Annotated in this window: 15 protein-coding genes and 1 tRNA gene; 8 read left to right on the top strand and 8 right to left on the bottom strand. The window is 59.8% G+C overall.

Going from position 1 to position 19572, the window contains the following annotated elements; genetic code table 11:
* Positions 1–6: 6 nt before the first annotated feature.
* The 3 genes from XH92_RS14095 to XH92_RS14105 all read left to right on the top strand — a co-directional run bounded on the left by XH92_RS14095 (position 7) and on the right by XH92_RS14105 (position 4134).
* Positions 7–645, top strand: a complete 639-nt coding sequence (locus tag XH92_RS14095) for an exopolysaccharide biosynthesis protein (protein ID WP_246788548.1) — start codon at positions 7–9, stop codon at positions 643–645.
* 108 nt (positions 646–753) lie between these two features.
* The gene (locus XH92_RS14100) at positions 754–1965 is read left to right on the top strand and encodes an ABC transporter substrate-binding protein (protein ID WP_194459741.1); all 1212 of its coding nucleotides are present in this window, start codon (positions 754–756) and stop codon (positions 1963–1965) included.
* A 999-nt stretch (positions 1966–2964) separates the two neighbouring features.
* On the top strand, positions 2965–4134 hold the full coding sequence (locus XH92_RS14105; RefSeq protein WP_246788409.1) for a sterol desaturase family protein: 1170 nt from the start codon (positions 2965–2967) through the stop codon (positions 4132–4134).
* Positions 4135–4739: 605 nt separating this feature from the next.
* Here the strand turns inward: XH92_RS14105 and XH92_RS14110 are convergent.
* Positions 4740–5588, bottom strand: a complete 849-nt coding sequence (locus XH92_RS14110; RefSeq protein WP_194459742.1) for an SDR family NAD(P)-dependent oxidoreductase — start codon at positions 5586–5588, stop codon at positions 4740–4742.
* An 881-nt stretch (positions 5589–6469) separates the two neighbouring features.
* Here XH92_RS14110 and XH92_RS14115 point away from each other — a divergent pair.
* The 5 genes from XH92_RS14115 to XH92_RS14135 all read left to right on the top strand — a co-directional run bounded on the left by XH92_RS14115 (position 6470) and on the right by XH92_RS14135 (position 10462).
* Positions 6470–7474, top strand: a complete 1005-nt coding sequence (locus XH92_RS14115) for a TRAP transporter substrate-binding protein (protein ID WP_194459743.1) — start codon at positions 6470–6472, stop codon at positions 7472–7474.
* A 151-nt stretch (positions 7475–7625) separates the two neighbouring features.
* Positions 7626–8198, top strand: coding sequence for a TRAP transporter small permease (locus XH92_RS14120; protein ID WP_050405137.1), 573 nt, complete (start codon positions 7626–7628; stop codon positions 8196–8198).
* Positions 8198–9481 carry a TRAP transporter large permease gene (locus tag XH92_RS14125; RefSeq protein ID WP_050405138.1) on the top strand — a complete coding sequence of 428 codons (1284 nt, stop codon included), beginning with the start codon at positions 8198–8200 and terminating at the stop codon, positions 9479–9481. Before XH92_RS14120 ends, XH92_RS14125 begins: the two co-directional genes overlap by 1 nt.
* 162 nt (positions 9482–9643) lie before the next feature.
* Positions 9644–10222, top strand: coding sequence for a Spy/CpxP family protein refolding chaperone (locus tag XH92_RS14130; protein ID WP_194459744.1), 579 nt, complete (start codon positions 9644–9646; stop codon positions 10220–10222).
* 164 nt (positions 10223–10386) lie between these two features.
* A tRNA-Lys gene (locus XH92_RS14135) sits at positions 10387–10462 on the top strand.
* Between the two features lie 312 nt (positions 10463–10774).
* On the opposite strand, the gene XH92_RS14140 is transcribed toward XH92_RS14135, so the two are convergent.
* The 7 genes from XH92_RS14140 to XH92_RS14170 form a co-directional block, all read right to left on the bottom strand.
* Positions 10775–12301: a hypothetical protein gene (locus tag XH92_RS14140; RefSeq protein ID WP_194459745.1), complete on the bottom strand. Its 1527-nt coding sequence runs from the start codon at positions 12299–12301 to the stop codon at positions 10775–10777.
* 821 nt (positions 12302–13122) lie between these two features.
* Entirely contained in the window at positions 13123–13485 is a 363-nt protein-coding gene (locus XH92_RS14145; protein ID WP_194459746.1) for a hypothetical protein, read from the bottom strand.
* Positions 13486–14088: 603 nt separating this feature from the next.
* On the bottom strand, positions 14089–14415 hold the full coding sequence (locus XH92_RS14150) for a hypothetical protein (protein WP_194459747.1): 327 nt from the start codon (positions 14413–14415) through the stop codon (positions 14089–14091).
* A 419-nt stretch (positions 14416–14834) separates the two neighbouring features.
* Complete coding sequence (locus XH92_RS14155) at positions 14835–15518, bottom strand: sugar transferase (RefSeq protein ID WP_194459748.1); 684 nt, start codon at positions 15516–15518, stop codon at positions 14835–14837.
* A gap of 243 nt (positions 15519–15761) precedes the next feature.
* Positions 15762–17027, bottom strand: coding sequence for a glycosyltransferase (locus tag XH92_RS14160; protein ID WP_246788411.1), 1266 nt, complete (start codon positions 17025–17027; stop codon positions 15762–15764).
* The gene (locus tag XH92_RS14165; RefSeq protein WP_194459749.1) at positions 17024–18697 is read right to left on the bottom strand and encodes a GMC oxidoreductase; all 1674 of its coding nucleotides are present in this window, start codon (positions 18695–18697) and stop codon (positions 17024–17026) included. The genes XH92_RS14160 and XH92_RS14165 overlap by 4 nt, the downstream gene beginning before the upstream one ends.
* Positions 18688–19545, bottom strand: coding sequence for an aldo/keto reductase (locus XH92_RS14170; RefSeq protein WP_194459750.1), 858 nt, complete (start codon positions 19543–19545; stop codon positions 18688–18690). The genes XH92_RS14165 and XH92_RS14170 overlap by 10 nt, the downstream gene beginning before the upstream one ends.
* Between the last annotated feature and the right edge of the window lie 27 nt (positions 19546–19572).

Consider the following 19572-nt stretch of genomic DNA (forward strand, 5'->3'; position numbering starts at 1 on the left):
CAATCGATGCCGAGTCTGACCACTTTGGGGGCCATGACCCCCTCGTCCGGAGCCCCATTGGCCCCCACGCACACGTCCCAACTTCTTGAGGAACTCGTCGCTCAAGCACCGGACGGCCCCGTCGATCTCGAATGGCTCCTCAGTAACCTGGACAAGCGGTCGTTCGGCCTGCTCCTGCTGCTGTTGGGGCTGCTGGTGATCATCCCCGGCGTCGCGACGGTTGCGACGCTGGCGCTGCTGTTTCCGGCGGTCGAGATGATGCGTGGCCGCAGCGCGCCGTCGTTTCCGCATTTCCTGTCGAAGCGGCAGTTCGACTTCAAGCGCTTCAAGCGGTTCACCGTCCTCGTCCGTCCGATGCTCCAGGCGATCGAGCGCATCAGCCGGCCGCGCTGGGACGCGCGTCGCGACGTGATCGATCGCCTTGTCGGACTGGTCGTGTTTCTCTTGGCCTTCTCGGCAGGCTGGCCGCTGCCTCTGGTCAACGTCATTCCGGGAATGGTGGTCGTCCTGATCGCGATCGCCTACCTGCAAGAGGACGGCCTGCTGCTGGCCATTGCGATGGCGGCGGCGCTGATCTGCCTGCTTGGGCTCGGATGGACGCTGTGGGCCACGTTCGGAGCCGTGATGAACTGGATCGGGCTGTGACGTTTCGTGCAGTGAGATGTCCCGACTTCGGGGGTCGACATCTCGCAGCGGCTTGATCATGATCTCGCCTGACGCCGCGGCAAACAGCGGCGCGAATGGGGAGAACACATGCGTTGCATCACACTCGCGGCGATCGCCGCGCTCAGCCTTGTTTCGACTTCGGCGGTTCTTGCCGCCGACAAGAAGTACGATCCCGGCGCCAGCGATACCGAAATCAAGATCGGGCAGACCATGCCCTATAGCGGTCCAGCCTCGGCGTATGGCACGCAGGGCAGGGCCGAAGCCGCCTACTGGAAGATGATCAACAGCCAGGGCGGAATCAACGGCCGGAAGATCACCTTGCTGAGCATGGACGACGGCTATAGCCCGCCGAAGACGGTGGAGCAGACCCGCAAGCTCGTCGAGCAGGATGAGATCCTCGCCAATATCGGCTCACTCGGCACGCCGACCAATTCGTCGATCCAGAAATATCTCAACGGCAAGAAGGTCCCGCATCTCTTGATCTCCACCGGGGCCTCGAAGTGGAACGATCCGAAGGAATTCCCCTGGACCACGCCGTTCTATCCGCCCTATGCGCAGGAAGCGAAGATCTACGCCAAGTACATCGCCAAGGAGCTGCCGAGCGCCAAGATCGGCGTGATCTACCAGAATGACGACTTCGGCAAGGACTACCTGAAGGGCTTCAAGGAGGGGCTGGGAGAGAAGGCCGGCCTCATCGTCAAGGAGCTCAGCTACGAGGTCACCGATCCGACGATCGATTCCCAGATCGTCAACCTGAAGGCTGCGGGCGCCGACGTGCTGATGACGATCACGACGCCGAAGTTCGGTGCGCAGGCGATCCGCAAGGTGGCCGATCTCGCGTGGAAGCCGACGCACTTCATCGTCTCGGTCTCAAGTTCGATCGGCGGCGCGCTCGAGCCCGCCGGCCTCGAAGCGTCCACCGGTCTCATGACGGCGCTGGCGACCAAGGTGGTCGGCGACCCCGCGTGGGACACCGACAAGGGCGTGCAGGACTATCTCGCCTTCATGAAGCAATGGTACCCCGAAGGCAATCCGATCGATGGCAGCAACCAGATCGGGTATTTGTCCGCGCAGTTCACGGCAATCATCCTGAAGAACTGCGGCGACGTGCTGACCCGCGAGAACCTTTTGAAGCAGGCCACCAACCTGAGCAAGGTCTCGCTGCCGCTATTGCTGCCCGGCATCACGGTGTCGGTGTCGCCGACGGACTACTCCACCTTCGACACCTTCAAGCTCGCGAAGTTCGACGGCAAGACCTGGAAGTTCTTCGGCGAGAACATCAGCACCGCGTCGCGCTGAGGACCAGCGAGAGGCGGCCGAACTGACGAGCATCCGTGGACGCAGCAGATGTGCTGCGTCCATGTGAAGCGTTTCAATGCCGCCGTTGGCCCAAGCGATCAACGGCTCGAAAATGTTCTAGTGCGGACGTCTTGATCGCTTGAGTTCGGCGACTTGAAACTTCCCGGCGGCCTGCAGACTGCTGCAAAGCCAATAGGCTCTATTTCGGTATTCGCCGAGGAACCATTTGGTCTCGACACAATCCACGTAGGACTTGTAGGTGAGATTGTCCCTGCACGTCGACGAGAAGGGTCCATAGGCTTGTCCGCCCGCCGATTCGCTGCACCCAACCCAGGGGTCCTTGCCGTGCGGGAGGCTGGACTCGCAACCGCCGTTGCAGTTGCTGGCGACCTTCTCCAGCTTGGCGATCCTCCCCAATACTGAATCTGGCGCAGGCGACGGCGCTCGCGCGGTCGAAGATGACGTGTGACCGGCCAACGATGTCCGGCGAGCAGCCACTCTGCTGCTTGCGACCTCCTTCGGCCTGTTCGGCCTTGCCGCCGGCTTCGGCGCGTCGACCGTGATGGAGGGAAGCGGGGCGCTGGAGCCTGTTGCTGCGGTCTGCGACGCGGCAGGGCCGCACAGCAGGAGCGTTGACAGGATAGCGACGGCGGAGGGCGCGACAAACCTTGACGACAATTTCATGACCTTGTCCTCTCAAGGACGGACATGCCGTCCTAATTGCATTGCCACGCGGATTCAACTAGCCGAAATTCCAGAACTTGGCCACTGAGGGGCGGAGGAATTTCTGCCGATGACCGGCCTTGACATGGATGCTGGGGAGGATGCGGACCACGCACCCAAGGCCGCTGCCATGTCTGCCGCCGGCTCAAGCCGGAATTCGCGGCGTTGCTCGATGTCGCCTTTGACCCAAAGCGGACTTTGACTTCTGGCAATTTTAACTCTTATCGGCCATCGATGTATCCTAGACGTTGAATTTGAGTAAACTCTCGCGCGCCTATGCTGACGCGCTTCAGAATCTTTGTCGGGAGATCGTTGATGGCTCAAGAAAGTTCGAGGCCGCGTATCGGCGAAGGGCGCATCGGCAGTTCTCTCTGCGCCGCGATCGGCGTGCTCAGCGTCGCTGCGGTGCTATGCCTGCGCTACCCCGCCTTTCTCACGACGCCTGAGCTGCGCGTCCATTACGACGTCGAGCTGCTCCGCCTCACCCTCGCGATCGCCATGGTCGTCGGTGCCTGGCTCGGCGTCATCGGGATCGTGCTTGGCGGCCCGCGGGTGCCCGCTACGATCGGCCTCAGCGCGCTTTTTTTCGCCACGCTGCTTGGTGGGCCCTACGTGCCGACACCAGATTTTCTCCAGCCGCGCTTCTATCTCGGCCTCGACTGGCTGGTGCTCGATCTATTCTTCACCGGCGCAGCATTCGTGCTGCTCGAGTGGGTCTTCCCACGGGTGCGGCCGGAGCAAGGGCCGCTCAGCCCCGGCTGGAGGCTCGATCTCGCCTATTTCGGAGTCAACCACCTGCTGATCGGCGTCTTCCTGGTGGTCTCGACACATTTTGCCCATGACTATTTCGCCTGGGCGATCAGCCCGTCACTGCAAGCGCATGTCGTGGCCCTGCCGGCGATCGTCCGCTTCGTGCTGGTGATCCTGGCGGCCGATGCAGTCGAATACATCTCCCACCGCGCCTATCACGAGGTGCCGTGGTTGTGGCGAATCCATGCGGTTCATCATTCGCCCGAACACATGGACTGGCTCTCGGGATCGCGCCTCCATTTCTTCGAGCCATTGGCAACGCGCGCCATGGTGCTGGTGCCGATCGTCCTGCTCGGCTTCCCGCAGGACACGATCTTCGCCTATCTCATTTTCATCTCTGTGCAATCTGTGCTGATCCATTCAAACATCAAGATGGATGTCGGCTGGCTGCGGTACGTGATCGTCACGCCGCAATTCCATCACTGGCACCACGCCTCGGACGCCGAGGCCATCGACAAGAACTATGCGGCACACACGCCGCTGTTCGATATGCTGGGCAGAACCTGGCACCTGCCCAAAGACCGCTGGCCGGTCAAATACGGAACGGTGAAGCCGATCCCCGGCGGCATGCTCGGCCAGTTCGCGTACCCCTTCATCGGGCCGGTGAAGGAATTCCTCGAACATCGGGACCCATGAAGCGGCGTGTTCCGCTGTTGCCAGCACGAGAGTCGCAGCGTGTTTGCTCGCTGAGGAAAATCGGGTGAGGCGACGCCGGTGACGTGTGCTCTCCGGCAATTCGGCGACGGAGTAGAGTTGGCGGCATGTCCGAAGTTGAGGTAGACCTGAAGTAGCTGGCCGACTGCAAAGACGACGCGACTGACCCGAAGCGAACTTTCGTCAACTCCAGCCTCGCTTGGTCAGAAGCGGACCGATCTCCGCCGCAAGCCAAATCACCACGATCACTATAACCAGAAGGAGGAAGCCACATCCGGCTCCAAATGACCGCTCGGGAGGCGGGGGCGGTACATAATCCATGCTGGCATCTCCGTTGCAATTGCCAACGCGCGGCTTCCCAATGACGATGACGAGCGCATCACATTTCATGCACGCTCAAGTAGCGCTCGCTTATTAATAGATCGCTACTGATGGACCCTATTTGCCTTCCGCTTTTGGCCCAAAGCGGACACCGCGGCGGCACGGAACGATGGCGGCCGTTGACCCGATGGCGTGACGACTGACAAGATCGTCTCAGCGCCATGGCCATGTCAGAACAACCATCAGGCTGGTGAAAGTCTGCGTGCTCAACGTTTCGGGGTGCGCCCGCGGATATGGTCAAAGCCTTGTTTGATTGCGGCGAAGCGCGCGTCGACCACCGGCTCGAATTCGAGGTCGGTGAAGATATAGGGCCAGTCGTTCTCGACGCCTTCGCGGACGAGTTCACCGACATAGAAAGGATCGATGCCCTGAGCGACGCGTTCCCGGATCTGATTGATCCGCTCGGCAAGCGGGCCCGACGTCGGCATGGCACGGACCGCCCCCTCGAAGCGCTTGGGCAGGTTGCGCCCCGAGTTTGTGATTTGAGTGCGGATGAAGCCGGGACAGAGCACCGATACGCCAATCCCGCGCGGCGCGAGTTCAGGCCGCAATCCTTCGGACAGCGCGACCACGCCATACTTTGAAACGTTGTATGCCGTGCTGCCCCCGGAGATAAGCCCGGCGAGCGAGGCCGTGGAGACGATGTGTCCACCCTCGCCATGCTGCTCGATCAACGGCCCGAAAATCTCGATCCCCCAAATGGTCGCCATCAGGTTGACGCCCAGGGTCCAATTCCACGACGCGTCGGTCCAGGTGCCATAGGGCCCGCCGCCGCCGACGCCGGCGTTGTTGACGAGGATATGCACCTTGCCGTAGCGGGCAATTGTGGCTTCGGCGGCGGCCACGAGTTCGGCCTTGAGCGAGACGTCCGCCTTCACGCCGTCGACATCGACGTTGGTGCGCCTCAGTTGCTCGAGCGCCGCGGACAGCGCCGCTTCCTCGATATCGCAAAGCATGACTTTCGCCCCCGCCTGGGCGAAAGCGGTCGCGATCCCCAATCCAATGCCTGACGCTGCACCGGTCACGAACGCGGTCTTTCCAGCGAGTTCCTTCACGCGCATTCTCCCCTGTGCATGCGGACACCCTGGCCCAAAACACCAAGTGTCACCGGACGCCATATCACCGCACTTTCGAGCGATTGGGAAGTGAGCGGGATGTCCGCGTCTGGCCCAGGGCTGACACTGTTGCGACGCTGGCCGATGTCTTCTTCGGCGCAAACGAGGCGATGCCTAGACATCGCCGACGCGCCTTCCATTCAGGGGGACGCCTTCCGGTGCGTGCCGATGCAGTGCTCGTGCGCACCGTTCAGCGTCGTGTTCGTCCGGCGGGGGATGTCGTGAGAATGCGAAGCTGCGTCACCACCACAACTGTCATCGCCCGGCCCCGACCGGGCGATCCAGTACGCCGCAGCCTCTCGGCTCAATAACCTGCCTCTGGAATACTGGATCACCCGCGCATGCGAAAGCGGGTGATGACGCCGAAAAAGCTGTTTGAAATCTTGAATTGCGATCCATCCTCATCGTCGTCCCTGCCCAGGGCGCGATTGCGCTCCGGAGCAGGGACCCATAACCACAGGCCGTCATTGCTGAGCGACGCCCGAAACGACGAGTCCCATCCACAATACCAGCCGCGGCGTATGGGTCCCTGCTTTCGCTGGGACGACATTGGATATGGGCACCAGCATTCGCGCCCCGCGAACTCGCCATTGCCAAACCTCGCATTGACCGCGCCGCCGTGGCCGGGCACAGCGTGCGGGCGGTGTCATTGAACGGTCGCAAGAGCCGAAGGGGATACCGTCGTATCGGATTTTGCAGTGCAGCAACGACGCAGTTTAGCCCCTGCTAAAGGGGCAATGGCAATCGTCGTTGCTTGTCTGTAATGGTGCGACCGGATGTCTCGGGGCCGGTATCGTGCTCCGCAATACGCGGGAGGAAACATGCGTAAATTCATTTTGGCTGCGGCGTCGATCGCGGCTTTGACCTTTGTCGGGCAGGCTTCGGCGCAGTCGCCGATCGTCATCAAGTTCAGCCACGTGGTGGCGTCGGATACGCCGAAGGGCAAGGCGGCCGAGAAGTTCAAGGAACTCGCCGAGAAGTACACCGGTGGCAAGGTGAAGGTCGAGGTCTATCCGAACTCGACGCTCTACAAGGACAAGGAAGAACTCGAGGCGCTGCAGCTCGGCGCGGTGCAGATGCTGGCGCCGTCGAACTCGAAGTTCGGCCCGATCGGCATCAAGGAGTTCGAAGTCTTCGATCTGCCTTACATCCTCCCCGACCTGAAATCGCTGCGCAAGGTGACCGACGGTCCGCTCGGCGCCCAGCTGCTCAAGAAGCTTGATTCCAAGGGCATGACCGGTCTCGCCTATTGGGACAACGGCTTCAAGCAGATGAGCGCGAACAAGAAGCTGGTGGCGCCCGCCGACTACAAGGGATTGAAGTTCCGCATCCAGTCGTCGAAGGTGCTGGAGGCCCAGTTCCGCGCGCTCGGTTCGATTCCGCAGGTGATGGCGTTCTCCGACGTCTATCAGGCGCTGCAGACCGGCGTGGTCGACGGCCAGGAGAACACCTGGTCGAACATCTACACCCAGAAGATGCATGAGGTGCAGAAGTACGCCACCGTCACCAATCACGGCTACATCGGCTACGTCGTGGTCGTGAACAAGAAGTTCTGGGACGGCCTGCCGGCCGACATCCGAGACGAGCTCAACAAGGCGATGAAGGAAGCCACCGAGTTCGGCAACAACCAGTCGGCCAAGGAGAACGAGGACGCGCTCGCCGACATCAAGAAGGCCGGCAAGACCGAGATCGTCACCTTGACGCCGGAGCAGGACGAGGCGATGCGCAAGGCGATGATGCCGGTCTACAAGGACGTCGCCTCGCGCGTCGGCCAGCCGCTGATCGACGAATTCCTCAAGGAAACGGGCCGCAGCCCGATGAACTGAGGCGTGATCCGGAAAAGCGGACACCGGTTTTCCGATCATGCTCGACAAATCGCGGATCTGAACCGCAAACATAACGAACGCCGCGGCCGCGTGAGGCCGCGGTTTGGGTGCCGTGGCCGGTTGCCGCATCAGGCCATGACAGGGGAGATCAATGCTGCTGAAAATTCTGGACCGGCTCGAGGAAATCATCATCGCGAGCCTGATGGGCGCTGCGACGCTTCTGACCTTCATCACGGTCGTGCACCGCTTCCTGGTCGACGTGCCGGTGCTCTATCCGTATCTGTTCGGCATCAATCTCGCATGGTCGCAGGAACTGTGCATCTACATGTTCATCTGGATGGCGAAGTTCGGCGCCGCCTATGGCGTGCGTACCGGCATCCATGTCGGCGTCGACGTGTTGATCAACCGCCTCAATGATTTCTGGCGCAAGCGCACCATCACCTTCGGCCTGCTCGGCGGCGCGCTGTTCACCGCGATCGTCGGCACCATGGGCGCCAAGTTCGTGTTCGAACTGATGCACACCGACCAGGTCTCGCCGGACATGGAGATCCCGAGCTGGATCGTCTATGCCTGCATCCCGCTCGGCTCCTATCTGATGTGCTTCCGCTTCCTGCAAGTGTGCTGGACCTACTGGAAGACCGGCGAGCTGCCGCACCATGACGCCTCCCATGTCGATGGCGTCGAGACCAGCAAGACCGCGCCCGTCGCGCTTGGAGAAGCGTGATGAGCGCCGCACTGATCTTCGGACTGCTGTTTGCCCTGATGCTGACGGGCATGCCGATCTCGATTTCGCTCGGTCTGACCGTGCTCACCTTCCTGTTCACGATGACCGAGGTGCCGATCGAGAGCGTCGGCCTGAAGCTGTTTTCGGGCCTCGACAATTTCGGCATCATGGCGATCCCGTTCTTCATCCTGGCCGGCACCTTCCTGACCCGCGGCGGCGTCGCGCGGCGGATGATTGCGTTCACGACCTCGCTGGTCGGGCATCTGCCCGGCGGCCTTGGCCTCGCCGGCGTCGCGGCCTGCGCGATGTTCGCGGCGATCTCGGGCTCGAGCGTCGCCACGGTGGTTGCGATCGGCTCGATCATGATGCCGGCGATGGTCGATCACGGCTATCCGAAGCGGTTCGGCGTCGGCGTGATCTCGACCTCGGGCGCGCTCGGCATCCTGGTGCCGCCCTCGATCATCCTGGTGCTGTACGGCGTCTCCACCAACACCTCGATCGGCGCGCTGTTCATGGCCGGCATCGTGCCGGGCGTGCTGCTGGCGCTGATGCTGGCCGCGGTGACCTTCTTCGTCGCGCAGCGCAACGGCTATCCGAAGATGCCGCGCGCAACCATCGGCCAGCAGTTCAAGGCATTCCGCGAGAGCATCTGGGGTCTCTTGCTGATCGCGATCGTGCTCGGCGGCATCTATGGCGGCATCTTCACGCCGACCGAAGCGGCCGCGGTCGCCGCCACTTACGCCTTCTTCATCACCGTGTTCGTCTACAAGGAGCTGAAACTCTCCGAGGTGCCGAAGGTGCTGCTGCAGGCAGCGAGCATGAGCTCGATGCTGCTCTACATCATCACCAATGCGGTGCTGTTCTCGTTCCTGATGACGCATGAACAGATCCCGCAGGAGATGGCGGCCTGGATCATCGACAAGAACTTCTCGGTGTGGATGTTCCTGCTCGTCGTCAACGTCATCCTGCTGCTCGCCGGCAACGTGATGGATCCGTCGTCGATCCTCTTGATCATGGCGCCGATCCTGTTTCCGCTGGCGACCAAGCTCGGCGTGCATCCGGTGCATCTCGGCATCCTGATGATCGTCAACACCGAGGTCGGGCTCTGCCATCCGCCTGTAGGCCTCAACCTCTACATCGCGAGCAGCATTGCCAAGATGGGCATCAGCGAGATCACGATCTCGGTGTTACCGTGGCTGTGCGCGATGCTGGTGTTCCTCGGCCTGATCACCTACGTGCCGGAGATCTCGCTGTGGCTGCCGCGGCTGCTCGGAATGATTTAGCGCAAACAACAGACATCCAAAGCGCGACCTCGCGCTTTGGATGTTTCTGCGGTGCAATGAAAGCGGATTACATCTTGGTAAGGGACGTCTCTCTGTCCAATCCGTAAGTTGAAGGGAGTCGCGGGCGGCATCATCTTCGAGCAAACTTCAAAGGAGGTTTGGATGAAGAAAGTTCTGCTCGCCGGTATCGCGGCGCTCGCGATTGCCGGTTCGACCGCGGTCTATGCCCAGCATCGCCCGTGGTTCCATGGCCAGATGCGGATGAGCCCGGAGGATCGGGCTGCCTTCCTCGACGCGCGCATTGCCGCGGTGCACGCCGGGCTGAAGCTCACCGCCGATCAGGAGAAGCTGTGGCCGCCGGTCGAAGCTGCGGTGCGCGACTTCGCCAAGATGCGGCTCGATCGCGCCAATGCACGAATGGCCGCCGAGAAGACCGATGCGGACAAGGCACAGCCGGATGATCCGGTCGCCCGCCTGCGCGAGCGCGCCGACAATATGACGGCGACCGCAACCTCGCTGAAGAAGATCGCCGATGCCGCCGACCCGCTCTACAAGACGCTCGACGACAACCAGAAGCGGCGGCTGACCATGCTCACCCACATGGAAGGGCGCGGCTTCGGCGCCGAGGGCTGGCGCCGCCATCGCCTCGAGCGCGGCATGGACCGCTGGGAGCGCGACGGCCACGACCATCATTTCGACCGCGACGACGGTCCGGATCAGGAACGCTCCGGCCGGCTCTGAACGCCGCCCGCCGACATCCTCGCCAAGCCGCTGAAAGGCCGCCGGAATCCGGCGGCCTTTCGATTGTCAGAAAGTCGGGAAAAGTTACGCCTGCTTGCTGGACATCGGGGAATCGCTTTGCTAAACGACCGCTCTCTTGCGAGGGTCATTTCCGGACAAGTTCCGGGCGCATAGCTCAGTTGGTAGAGCAGCTGACTCTTAATCAGCGGGTCCCAGGTTCGAGCCCTGGTGCGCCCACCACTCTCAAGGGATTGGCCCGCAAGGGCTTTTTTCATTTTTACGGCAGAACAAACCGGGTCTCGTGCGACGCTTTTTGTGGTCGTACGTCGCACGCCGTGCGACGAGTCAGATAATTGGGGTGCACTGTCACCGGGCGCAGGCGATCGTAGATGGCAACCTTGCACGTTCACAGACGACCCAGGGCTGACGGCGCGGCTCTCGTTCAAATGAGGCGAAACACAGAGTACGAGATTGGCCGCGCGCTACACGACCTTTAGGGCGGAGCCCATGCTCCGCTGAAACACCAGCCAAATGAGACCTACCGGTCTGCGCTCAGCCCTTCATGCCTTCCTTACGCACCTGCAGTTCAAGCCTGTCGATGCCGGAATCGGCGCGAGCCGCATTCCGGGCGCGGTAGTGCTTCACGATCGTCTGCGCGCTTCGGTATGAGTGCCCAGTGATGTCGCAGATCGTCAGCAGGTCGCAGCCAGCTCGATCAAGAAGCATGACGCAGGTATCACGTAGGTCTTGGTCGTGCTTCTGGTCGAGTTCGCCGGCGCCATTTACAAACATCAGCGAAGGACACGGCTTCAGGCGCCATGCTGTTTCATCGCCATTGCTGTCGCGTGCGGTCTGCGCATCCAACCACTTAGCCAATGCACTCTTGCGCTGATCGACCGCTCGAGCGCGCTGCGCCTTATTCTCTTCATCCAGAGGAAAAGGGGCGAACAGCCTGTCGACATCTTTAATCAGTTCAGCGTTCAGTCGCTCTGCGCGTACAATTGCCTGTCGCCCGTTGTCGCGCGCGAGAAAGCCGAAGATTGCCACGGTCCGGGCGGTCGACACCCAATGGCGATAGGTGCTCTCATCATAAGGCTCACCATTGTCCTCATTGACCACGAGTTCGGGCGGTACCTTATCCAGTTGAAGCCGAAGCTTGATTTCCTTTACTCGTGCACGCGAGGCATTCAGCCGTGCGCTGAGTTGTGGCGCCTCTTTGATGTCGACAAGTTCGCCAGTCTTGCTCTGCCGGAACGCGTGCCGGCCCTCAACGTCGCTCTCATTGCGCATAATCAGACGGTCAGTCTGGCGCTGCCCGGTGAACAATGCCAGATGAAAGCTATCGCCGACCGAAGGCCGTTCGATCGCATCGGCTGCGGCAACCCATGCGGAAAACTCGGGCATCGCAACCTGCACGATGCGTCCCTCTGGATGATCGAACTCCATGCCTTCTCGCGGATTGGGTCCGAGACGCCACAGGGTGCTTTCTTGCCCCCAAGTGAATGCCGCTGAGAGCGTGGCTATCATTGAGAGTGCCATATGATGGCCGCGAGCTGATTTCGCATAGTTATAAAAGGCGCGGAACTCCGGTTTTCCGATTGATGTCGGAGTCGCAGTCGCGATCGCCTCGAGTTCTCGGACGGGCTCGGCTACGCCAAGCAGCTTGGCGGCACGGATTTCGGCACGCATCTTCGCCGCCAACTCACGTGATTGCGGTCGGTACAAGATGGCGGAGATACATTTGCGATAGGAAGCTTGCGAAGCTGACGACAACGCCTTGAACTCGACCGACTTGCTCCAATCGTCCAGAAGATCTTCGACCGTGGAACGCTTCCGGATCGTAATTTTCTTCGGTAGCTTGCCGGCGCGGCGCGCCGCCTCAATCTCCGACTTTCGCTTGTCTGAAAAGTCTGATGCTTCTTGGAGATTGAACCACGCACCGACCGGACGTCCTTTTTCATCGTACGGCGGATGGCGCAAGTCGGCATCGACAAAGCCGAGAGCTCTGGCATAAGCGCCGTGCGACGACCGAGGACGGCCATCACGCCACTTCACATGGGGAAACTTGGGATCGGCCATAAAGAGCCTCAGTGCCAGTAAGAGATGGCACCCATTGGAATCTAGCGCGATCTAGTCTGTCAAGAGTCGTGCTGGCCGTAAGCTCTCCGCAGCCGCTCCCGGTGATCCTCGTCGCTTGCTGCTGGCGGCGGCGCGAACGCGTCATTGGCAATCGTCTTTGGGCGCATAGGATGATGTCGGGTAAGCCAAGCATCGAAGCCGGTGCGTTCCCATTTCAGCGGTCCTCGCTCGCTGATCGGCGAAGGCAAGCCGTCGCGCTCATGCCTGAGGCGGCGCGTGCGATAGAAAGTATCCAGTGAGACGCCTATCGCCGTCGCGACCTCGGTCGAAGAATAGGGTGGCTGCATGCTCTGGGGGCGCAAATGCATATTGTCTCGCCACTCTTGGCTTTTTGACCGAAGGGTTTGGTGAGGCAAAATGAGCAGATAAGGTTACAGACGAAAAGCATTCCCCACCGCGCGGAGGGAATTCGGCTTCCTTGGAGTACGAATAGGACACCCCGGCGCTAACACGTCGGGCATTCGTTCGCCTTGGAGCTCACGATAGAACCGTAACTGATGCGGTGGGCCCGACGGCGCCTCATGGGGCTGCAGGTTTCTTTCGTCGGTCAGAACTCGAACATGCAACCAGACCGTTATGAGCGGCGGGATATGCGCGGATCTCGCGCACCGGGGTTCATCGAAAGATCCGACGATTGCGATAATAACCGCGATACAACGCCGTATCGAAGCGAGTCTCCAGCGGCAACGAAGCCGCCGTCAAGAAGTTGACATACAAAACGGCAGAGCCAAAATTCTAACCTCAGTTCTTACAGGCAAACTCTAGATCAGATCGCGAAAATCATCTTTCGGACTGTCCTTGGAGTTAATGAATTTCATATTCACGCGCGGCGGAACGGCAAAGTCGACGTCGAGAAAGGCCGTGCCCAATTTCATTGTGCTCTGAATCCGCTTAGCGGTCGCTGCGCTGGAGATTAGAGCGGAAACTAAGACGCCGTTGCTCGGAGCCTTCGCCACGATGGCGGTCGCCTTTTGCGTGTCGGGATTGCCGCTAGACTTCAGTCGCAGTCGCGCCTTCGGTGGCAGACCCCAGGTGACTTTGAACGTGGTGACCTCATAGCCCATCTGTTCTAACAGAGGCAAAGCATCTCCGACTTGCTGAGTGAACGAATTGAACTCCGACATTAGCTTGCCTGATGTATCGGACAGGTCAGGTAGCGATAGGTCCGGCATTGACGGCAGTGAGACGGATCGGCGCCCTGTCATTCCCAGCGCTGAGGCCCTGAAATTCCCAGTGTCCGTTACCTAGCAGGCTTACAGCCAAACAGCTGTTGCCTAACTCACACAGGCTACAAGAGAGGAGTCGACACCAGGGCCTACACGCCAGCTCCTCCCGAAACGAGACCATACTCAACTATTCCCCAGTACCAGTCCCGTCCCAGGGAGGGGAGTAATCCGTAAGGGCGCTTATCGATTGCCGCCTTCTTCCGGTACCGTGCACAGCGCTCGGATGGCGCATGGACGGCCCCGGTCCGGGCTAGCAGGGCCACGCGCCGAGGTCGTTTCCATAACGCTCGGTAACTGGGCAATGAATGGTGTCGAGTACAGCCTAGTGGCTCTTGCAGTGATCGCGCTCGTCGTCGGCGTGAGCGTGCTTCTAATCGCTTTCTAACTTGTCACATGGACGGCCTAAAGATGGGGCCTAGTAGCCTTGGCGCTCGTTATCATCCCGTCCGCTTGAGATGACTACGCGAGACAAGACATAGAAAATTGTTTCGCCCAGGAAAATCAAGAGTCGTTGTCGGCCTCTGCCGGCGGTGCGCGGCGTCGTGTTTCGGGAGCACGCAGGCTCTTGAAAACAGGAGAGGTCCGGAAGGATCGCATGCCGGCGCTCGCTATAGAAGACATTAGCAAGCCGACAAAATAGCCACCTTGGAGAACCGCTTCGGCGACGAGAATAATGATCAACGCATCCTCAAGGGGGTTGTCGCGAGATAGCAAGAAGATGATGACGACGAAAGGCATGAGGACGATGATCGGCAGAAGCACCATCCATCTAAAAGCAAATCCAGCCGCGGTCCCTATTATTGCCAGCGCGATGGCAAAATACATCATAGTGGCGCCCCCAAGATCGGCGCCCGGAACGCCGCACGCAATGTAATTTGGTCGATGGGCAAGACAAGCTCAAAGTCGATCTTGCTCCAGGCGGACGCAGCAGCGGATTGCGGGAAGACTGCGTGGGATGTCGCACTTGCAGAAGTACTCCTGCAACGCCCCTTTAAAGGACAGCGCGGCCGATCCCATATGCCAAGCCGCCCCATAATAATCGCCAGTGTGGCAGGGCCTTCCCAAATGCTCACAATGTTTGATCTAGCATCGTGTGAGCCGATTCGCGATCGGTTTCACTTTCAAGACAGGTCTGGCGCGGGCCTGAAGGTTCCGTGGCGCCAGACTGATCGGTCGACTATCAGTCGGATGCAGCGCATGAAACGACCGGGTCGATAATCTTCACATTCGTTAAAGCCAAGTTCCATTTAATAGGCGCTATTTGAGAAGCAGACCGCTGGTATGGTGGCTATGATGATCTTGGCGTCGAGGACCATCGACCAATGCTGCGCATAGTAGCTATCAAGGACAACGCGTCTTTGGAAAGTCGTGGTGCTGCGGCCGCTGACCTGCCAAAGACCGGTGATCCCAGGGCGGCATGCGTAATAAGCGTTGATGGCGTCGGAATATCGCCCGAGTTCTTCCTCCGTGACCGGGCGCGGCCCCACGATGCTCATGTCGCCCCGGAGGACGTTGAAGAGTTGCGGGAGTTCATCCAAGCTTGATTTGCGCAGAATAGCGCCAAACGTAGTGACGCGCGGATCGTGGCGCAGCTTCCTGGTCGCGATCCACTCTGCTGCCGCTACGGGATCTGTTTCAAGATGCCGCCTCAGGCGTTCCGGTGCATCGATCGCCATCGTACGAAATTTCAGGCAGTCGAACTGCTTTCCGTTGAACCCGACCCGCTTATGGCGGAATAGCACCGGGCCTGGAGAGAAGCAGATCAAAGCCACGCAGCAAATCACAAAAAATGGCGCGAGCAGCACGATGCCACATAAGGCCAAGATTAAATCTGCAGCTCGCTTGGCGGTGAGGCCTATCGGTTCGGAGGACGTCACTAGAACAAACAGCGTTTCCTGATCTGCACTGTTTGCCTTTGCCAATCCATTCATAGTGAACACTCCGAACGAACGAATGAATATTGCACTGCGAGCAAAATCGCATCGCTCGGCATCGTTCCAATTTTCGAAGAGTCTGCACGAAAGTACCCACTGTTCCCGAACTCACCACAACAAAAGGATTCTTCTGATGGTGTGCGCAGTTCCCATCAGCCGTGCCCAATCGTTGCGCAGGCAAGGGCTGCGGCAGGGTGCCCAAGTTTGGTATGGATGAAGCAGCAAGGGGCAGCCGAGTTGTTAGCCGAACGATATGCCCCTGTGGGCGCCATTTAGTCTCGGGCGCAGATTTTTGGATCGGCGATCGCCGATCACCTGCAATGAACCCAGCTTATCCAGAAAGCGTTGGGCGTTAGTGTTCCAGTTGAACAAATCCTCTGCCAGTTCGAATGCACGATTCTGCATCAGGTCCAAGCGCTCCGTGTCGTCCATCGCGGTCACAACTGTCGCCAGCAGCCTTTCGATGCCTCTTTCGACGATGAACTGATTCTTGAGCTGCGTGGGAATTCCATTAAGGGCCGCATCAACGGCGGCAACCGGAACGCGGGAGAAAATGTAATCCAGTGTTTTGAGTTTAAAGCCGCCGCCAATCTCCTCGGGAACCAGGGCAATTCGCGCATTGCGGAACTCCTTGGCCAGATCATCGACAAAGCCGCGAAACACGACCCAGGGAAACCGCAGCCGCAATCGGGACAGAAGCGGCTCGGGTACGGTTCCAATGACATGAAGTTCCACGCGATGCGCAGCAAAGATGCCACGATCGGCTTCCAGCAGGCGCTCCAGGTTCATCTGTTTGGCAATCCAGTTGAAGGAGCCGACAAGGATTGCGCGTCTTGGAACCTCCTTATTGAGCACTCGGTGCCGCTGCTTCGCCGCAGCGTAACCCGGGGGCAGTACAATAGCGGGAAGCGAGGGATTGATTTCGTTGAACGCCGTACGATCCTCCTCCGTTAGGGTCAGGAGCAAATCGCTGGAACGCGCAATGTGTTGTTCTGCAATCCGGGTCTTCCTTGCATTCTCCTTGAGCAGCAATTTCCGAAGGAAATCACCAGCGAAGTTGCGAGCGATTTGATCCGTGACCCTCGTCTCAAAGTCGTGAGACAGATGGACCAGAGCGGGTCGATTTCGGGCGATCTGCTGGACGCAGGCGACCGCCCAACTCATTCCATATTGATCGATGAGCACGACGTCATATTTGCCGGTCTGAAGCTCCCGCTCGACCATTTTGCGATAGTGTTTGGTGGCAAATCGCGCTCCGACCATGGGAAGATTACTCAGGAGAGATGGCAATCTGGCGTTCGGGGCGCCGTGCACCACCTTCCAGTGGGCCTTGGGCTCCAGTTCGGCAAGGCTACCGGTCTGATCATCGGGGTTCTCTAAGCCCAAAAAGACTACATGGGCTCCCTGACGCGCCACCGCTCCCGCCAATTGAGCAGAATAGATGCGATCGCCCGCGTTGAGTGGAATTGGCATTGTGCGCCCAAGCCATAGAATCGAAATCGTCACCTGGCACTCCGCATGTCGGCCTTCAATTGATCGGCGATGCGTACCGCGAGCGCGACAATCGTGAGCGTCGGGTTGGCATAACCACTGGTTGGGAAAACCGCACTTCCGGCTATGTAAAGATTCTCAACGTCGTGAGTTCGGCACTGCGGGTTGACGACACCTCGCTTTGGATCGTCGCTCATCCGGGCGGTACCGATGTGATGTCCTCCGACCGCGATGGTCTGCTTTACATTTTGATTCAGACCGTCGTCGTCGTAGATGATCGTCGCAACGTTCGTCTCCGCCAGAATGCGTTGCATCTGCCGGTAGCTTGCGGCAATCGACGCCATGTCGTCTGGACACACCCGCCAATCGATACGCAGCTTGGGAACGCCAAAGCGATCCTTGTCATGCAACAATGAAAGGCAACTGTCGTACAATGGCGTCTGCTCTGCGTTATAGTCGAGCGGGTAAGCGCCGTGCTTCGAGTAAAGAGCTACATAGGGGATCCGACGGTATCGGAAATGACGTTTGTAAACCCAGGAGCCCAGGAAACGGATCAGCGGCCAAGGATTCTTGGCGACGTTCGAAAGATGATGAGCCAGCAGAGCGCTGCCCTTTGGCAAACGATCCAGTGACTCTAGCTCGACCGTTGTAATCTTTCGTCGATACTCTGGAAGAACGAATTTCTTTGCAATGTACATCAGCGACAACACTGGATCACCGTGCTGCGGATCGATTGGATTCGCGTGGTGGAGGCGGAAGACCATGTTCCGGAGTTGGCATCGCCTCTGAACCTCGTCAGACAGTCGAATATGATGCTTGGCGTAGACGCCATCCCGCGTCTTCGAAAAATTCCAGGTCGCCGTTCGTCCGGCTGCGACTTGCAGCTGTCCCAAGGTACCCTCGAGGTGCGACATGTAATAGCGGCCGAGCGCTCCGCTCGAGTTGGCAAGACCCGCCGGAAATCTGTCGCTCGATGCCGCCAACAGACGCACGGATTCCAGTCCGCCCGCCGCAACAACGAAATATTTCGCGCAGATCCGAAAGTTGTTGCCGCCGACGGTCGAGCATTCGGCCGCCTCCACCGAGCGGCCGGGTTCATAGCTCAACAATCGGATGCAGGTGGACTCCAGCAAGATCCGCTGTTTAGGCGATCCGATCAGGTCCGATTTGAAACGCCGGCCAAAGTCGGTGGGCGGACTAAAGCGCTCCAGCCCAATCGTAATCTCCCTGGTCGCCAGACCATCGATGAGTGGTCCTGGTACGTCCAAACAGTCAGCATCAAAGGCAAACTCACCTGCGTCGCAATAGGTCAAGGCTTTTGAATAGTATGGCAGCAGCTCGTCGTACGAAATCGGCCAGCCGCTGTTGGCCACGTGGGATCGAGGTCCGAAATCGTTCCGGGTCAGCGGGACGCAGCGGCCTCCCCAAATCGTCGAGGAGCCGCCGAAGCGTCGTTCCCGATACATTTCAGGCGGGGGATGCCGGCTATCGGAGGCGAGTTCGGCCGCGTTCAAACCTTGCGTCAGCTTGTTCGGCCGCCATCCCCCGCTCTCGACTATTATGACCGAAAGCGGCGTACCCAATAATTCGCGTGCAATAACGATGCCGGCAGGTCCGCCGCCGATGATGCAGACCTCCGTGTGGAGCGTCGATCCGGCAGGTATTCGGCGCCCGTCTATGAACATGGCGTAGCTTTCGGGGGCCGGACCGCATCGAGCACCAGATCCAGATGTGGCAGACGGGTCGTGCCGATGAGCACGCGGCTGATTTCACCTCGCGGCAGGGAGGAAACGAGGGCCGTACAAGCGGCGCGCCATCGATCGTCACCGTTGGCGACGTTCATCAGGCCGCGCGCGATGACAAATACGGCCTGACGGTGGGCGCGATCAAGGAAGCGGTCCGTCGTCTCCGTCACCGGCCACAAGGGAAGCTCGATAGCCTCGACGCGTGAATCGTTTAGCGCTAGCAAAGCCGACGCAACGTCTTCGCAGGAGACTCCGATCCTGACGGCCTTGCCGGCTTCACGAAGTCTTTCCAGCGAGCCCAACGCGTCGCCCTGTGCGATGACGTCTGCGGGCGGGCTATGCAGGAGAACAATGTCTGCGTAGTCGGTATTCAGTCGCCCGAGACTGGCTTCGATTGACGCGCGAAGAAAGTGATCGGAAAAATTCTGCGGCAGCGGCGCTTGGCGCGCTTGTGAGACCATGTGGCGCCCGGCTCCAGCGCGCCGGAGCAAGGGCGCGATGACGCCCTTGAATGGCTTTGCCATGCGCATCCAGGTCGGGAAATACTGTCCCGCCTTCGTGACGATCGTGGCCTCCTTGCGCCGGCCGCCGAGTGCCCTGCCCAAAATCCGTTCGCTCTCGCCCTGACCGTAGATGTTGGCGGTATCGAAGAAGCGGATACCGCGATCGAACGCGGCCTGAACCAGCGCTAGGGAATGCGCCTGATCCCGGCCAAGAACCGAACCAAGCCGCGCGCAGCCAAGTCCAAGACGCCGCTGAACGACATCAAACCGGGCCGAGCGGTTCATCTGTAGGAACCTAGGTTATCGATCAGC

It is taken from the genome of Bradyrhizobium sp. CCBAU 53421 (assembly GCF_015291625.1).
Classification (GTDB): domain Bacteria; phylum Pseudomonadota; class Alphaproteobacteria; order Rhizobiales; family Xanthobacteraceae; genus Bradyrhizobium.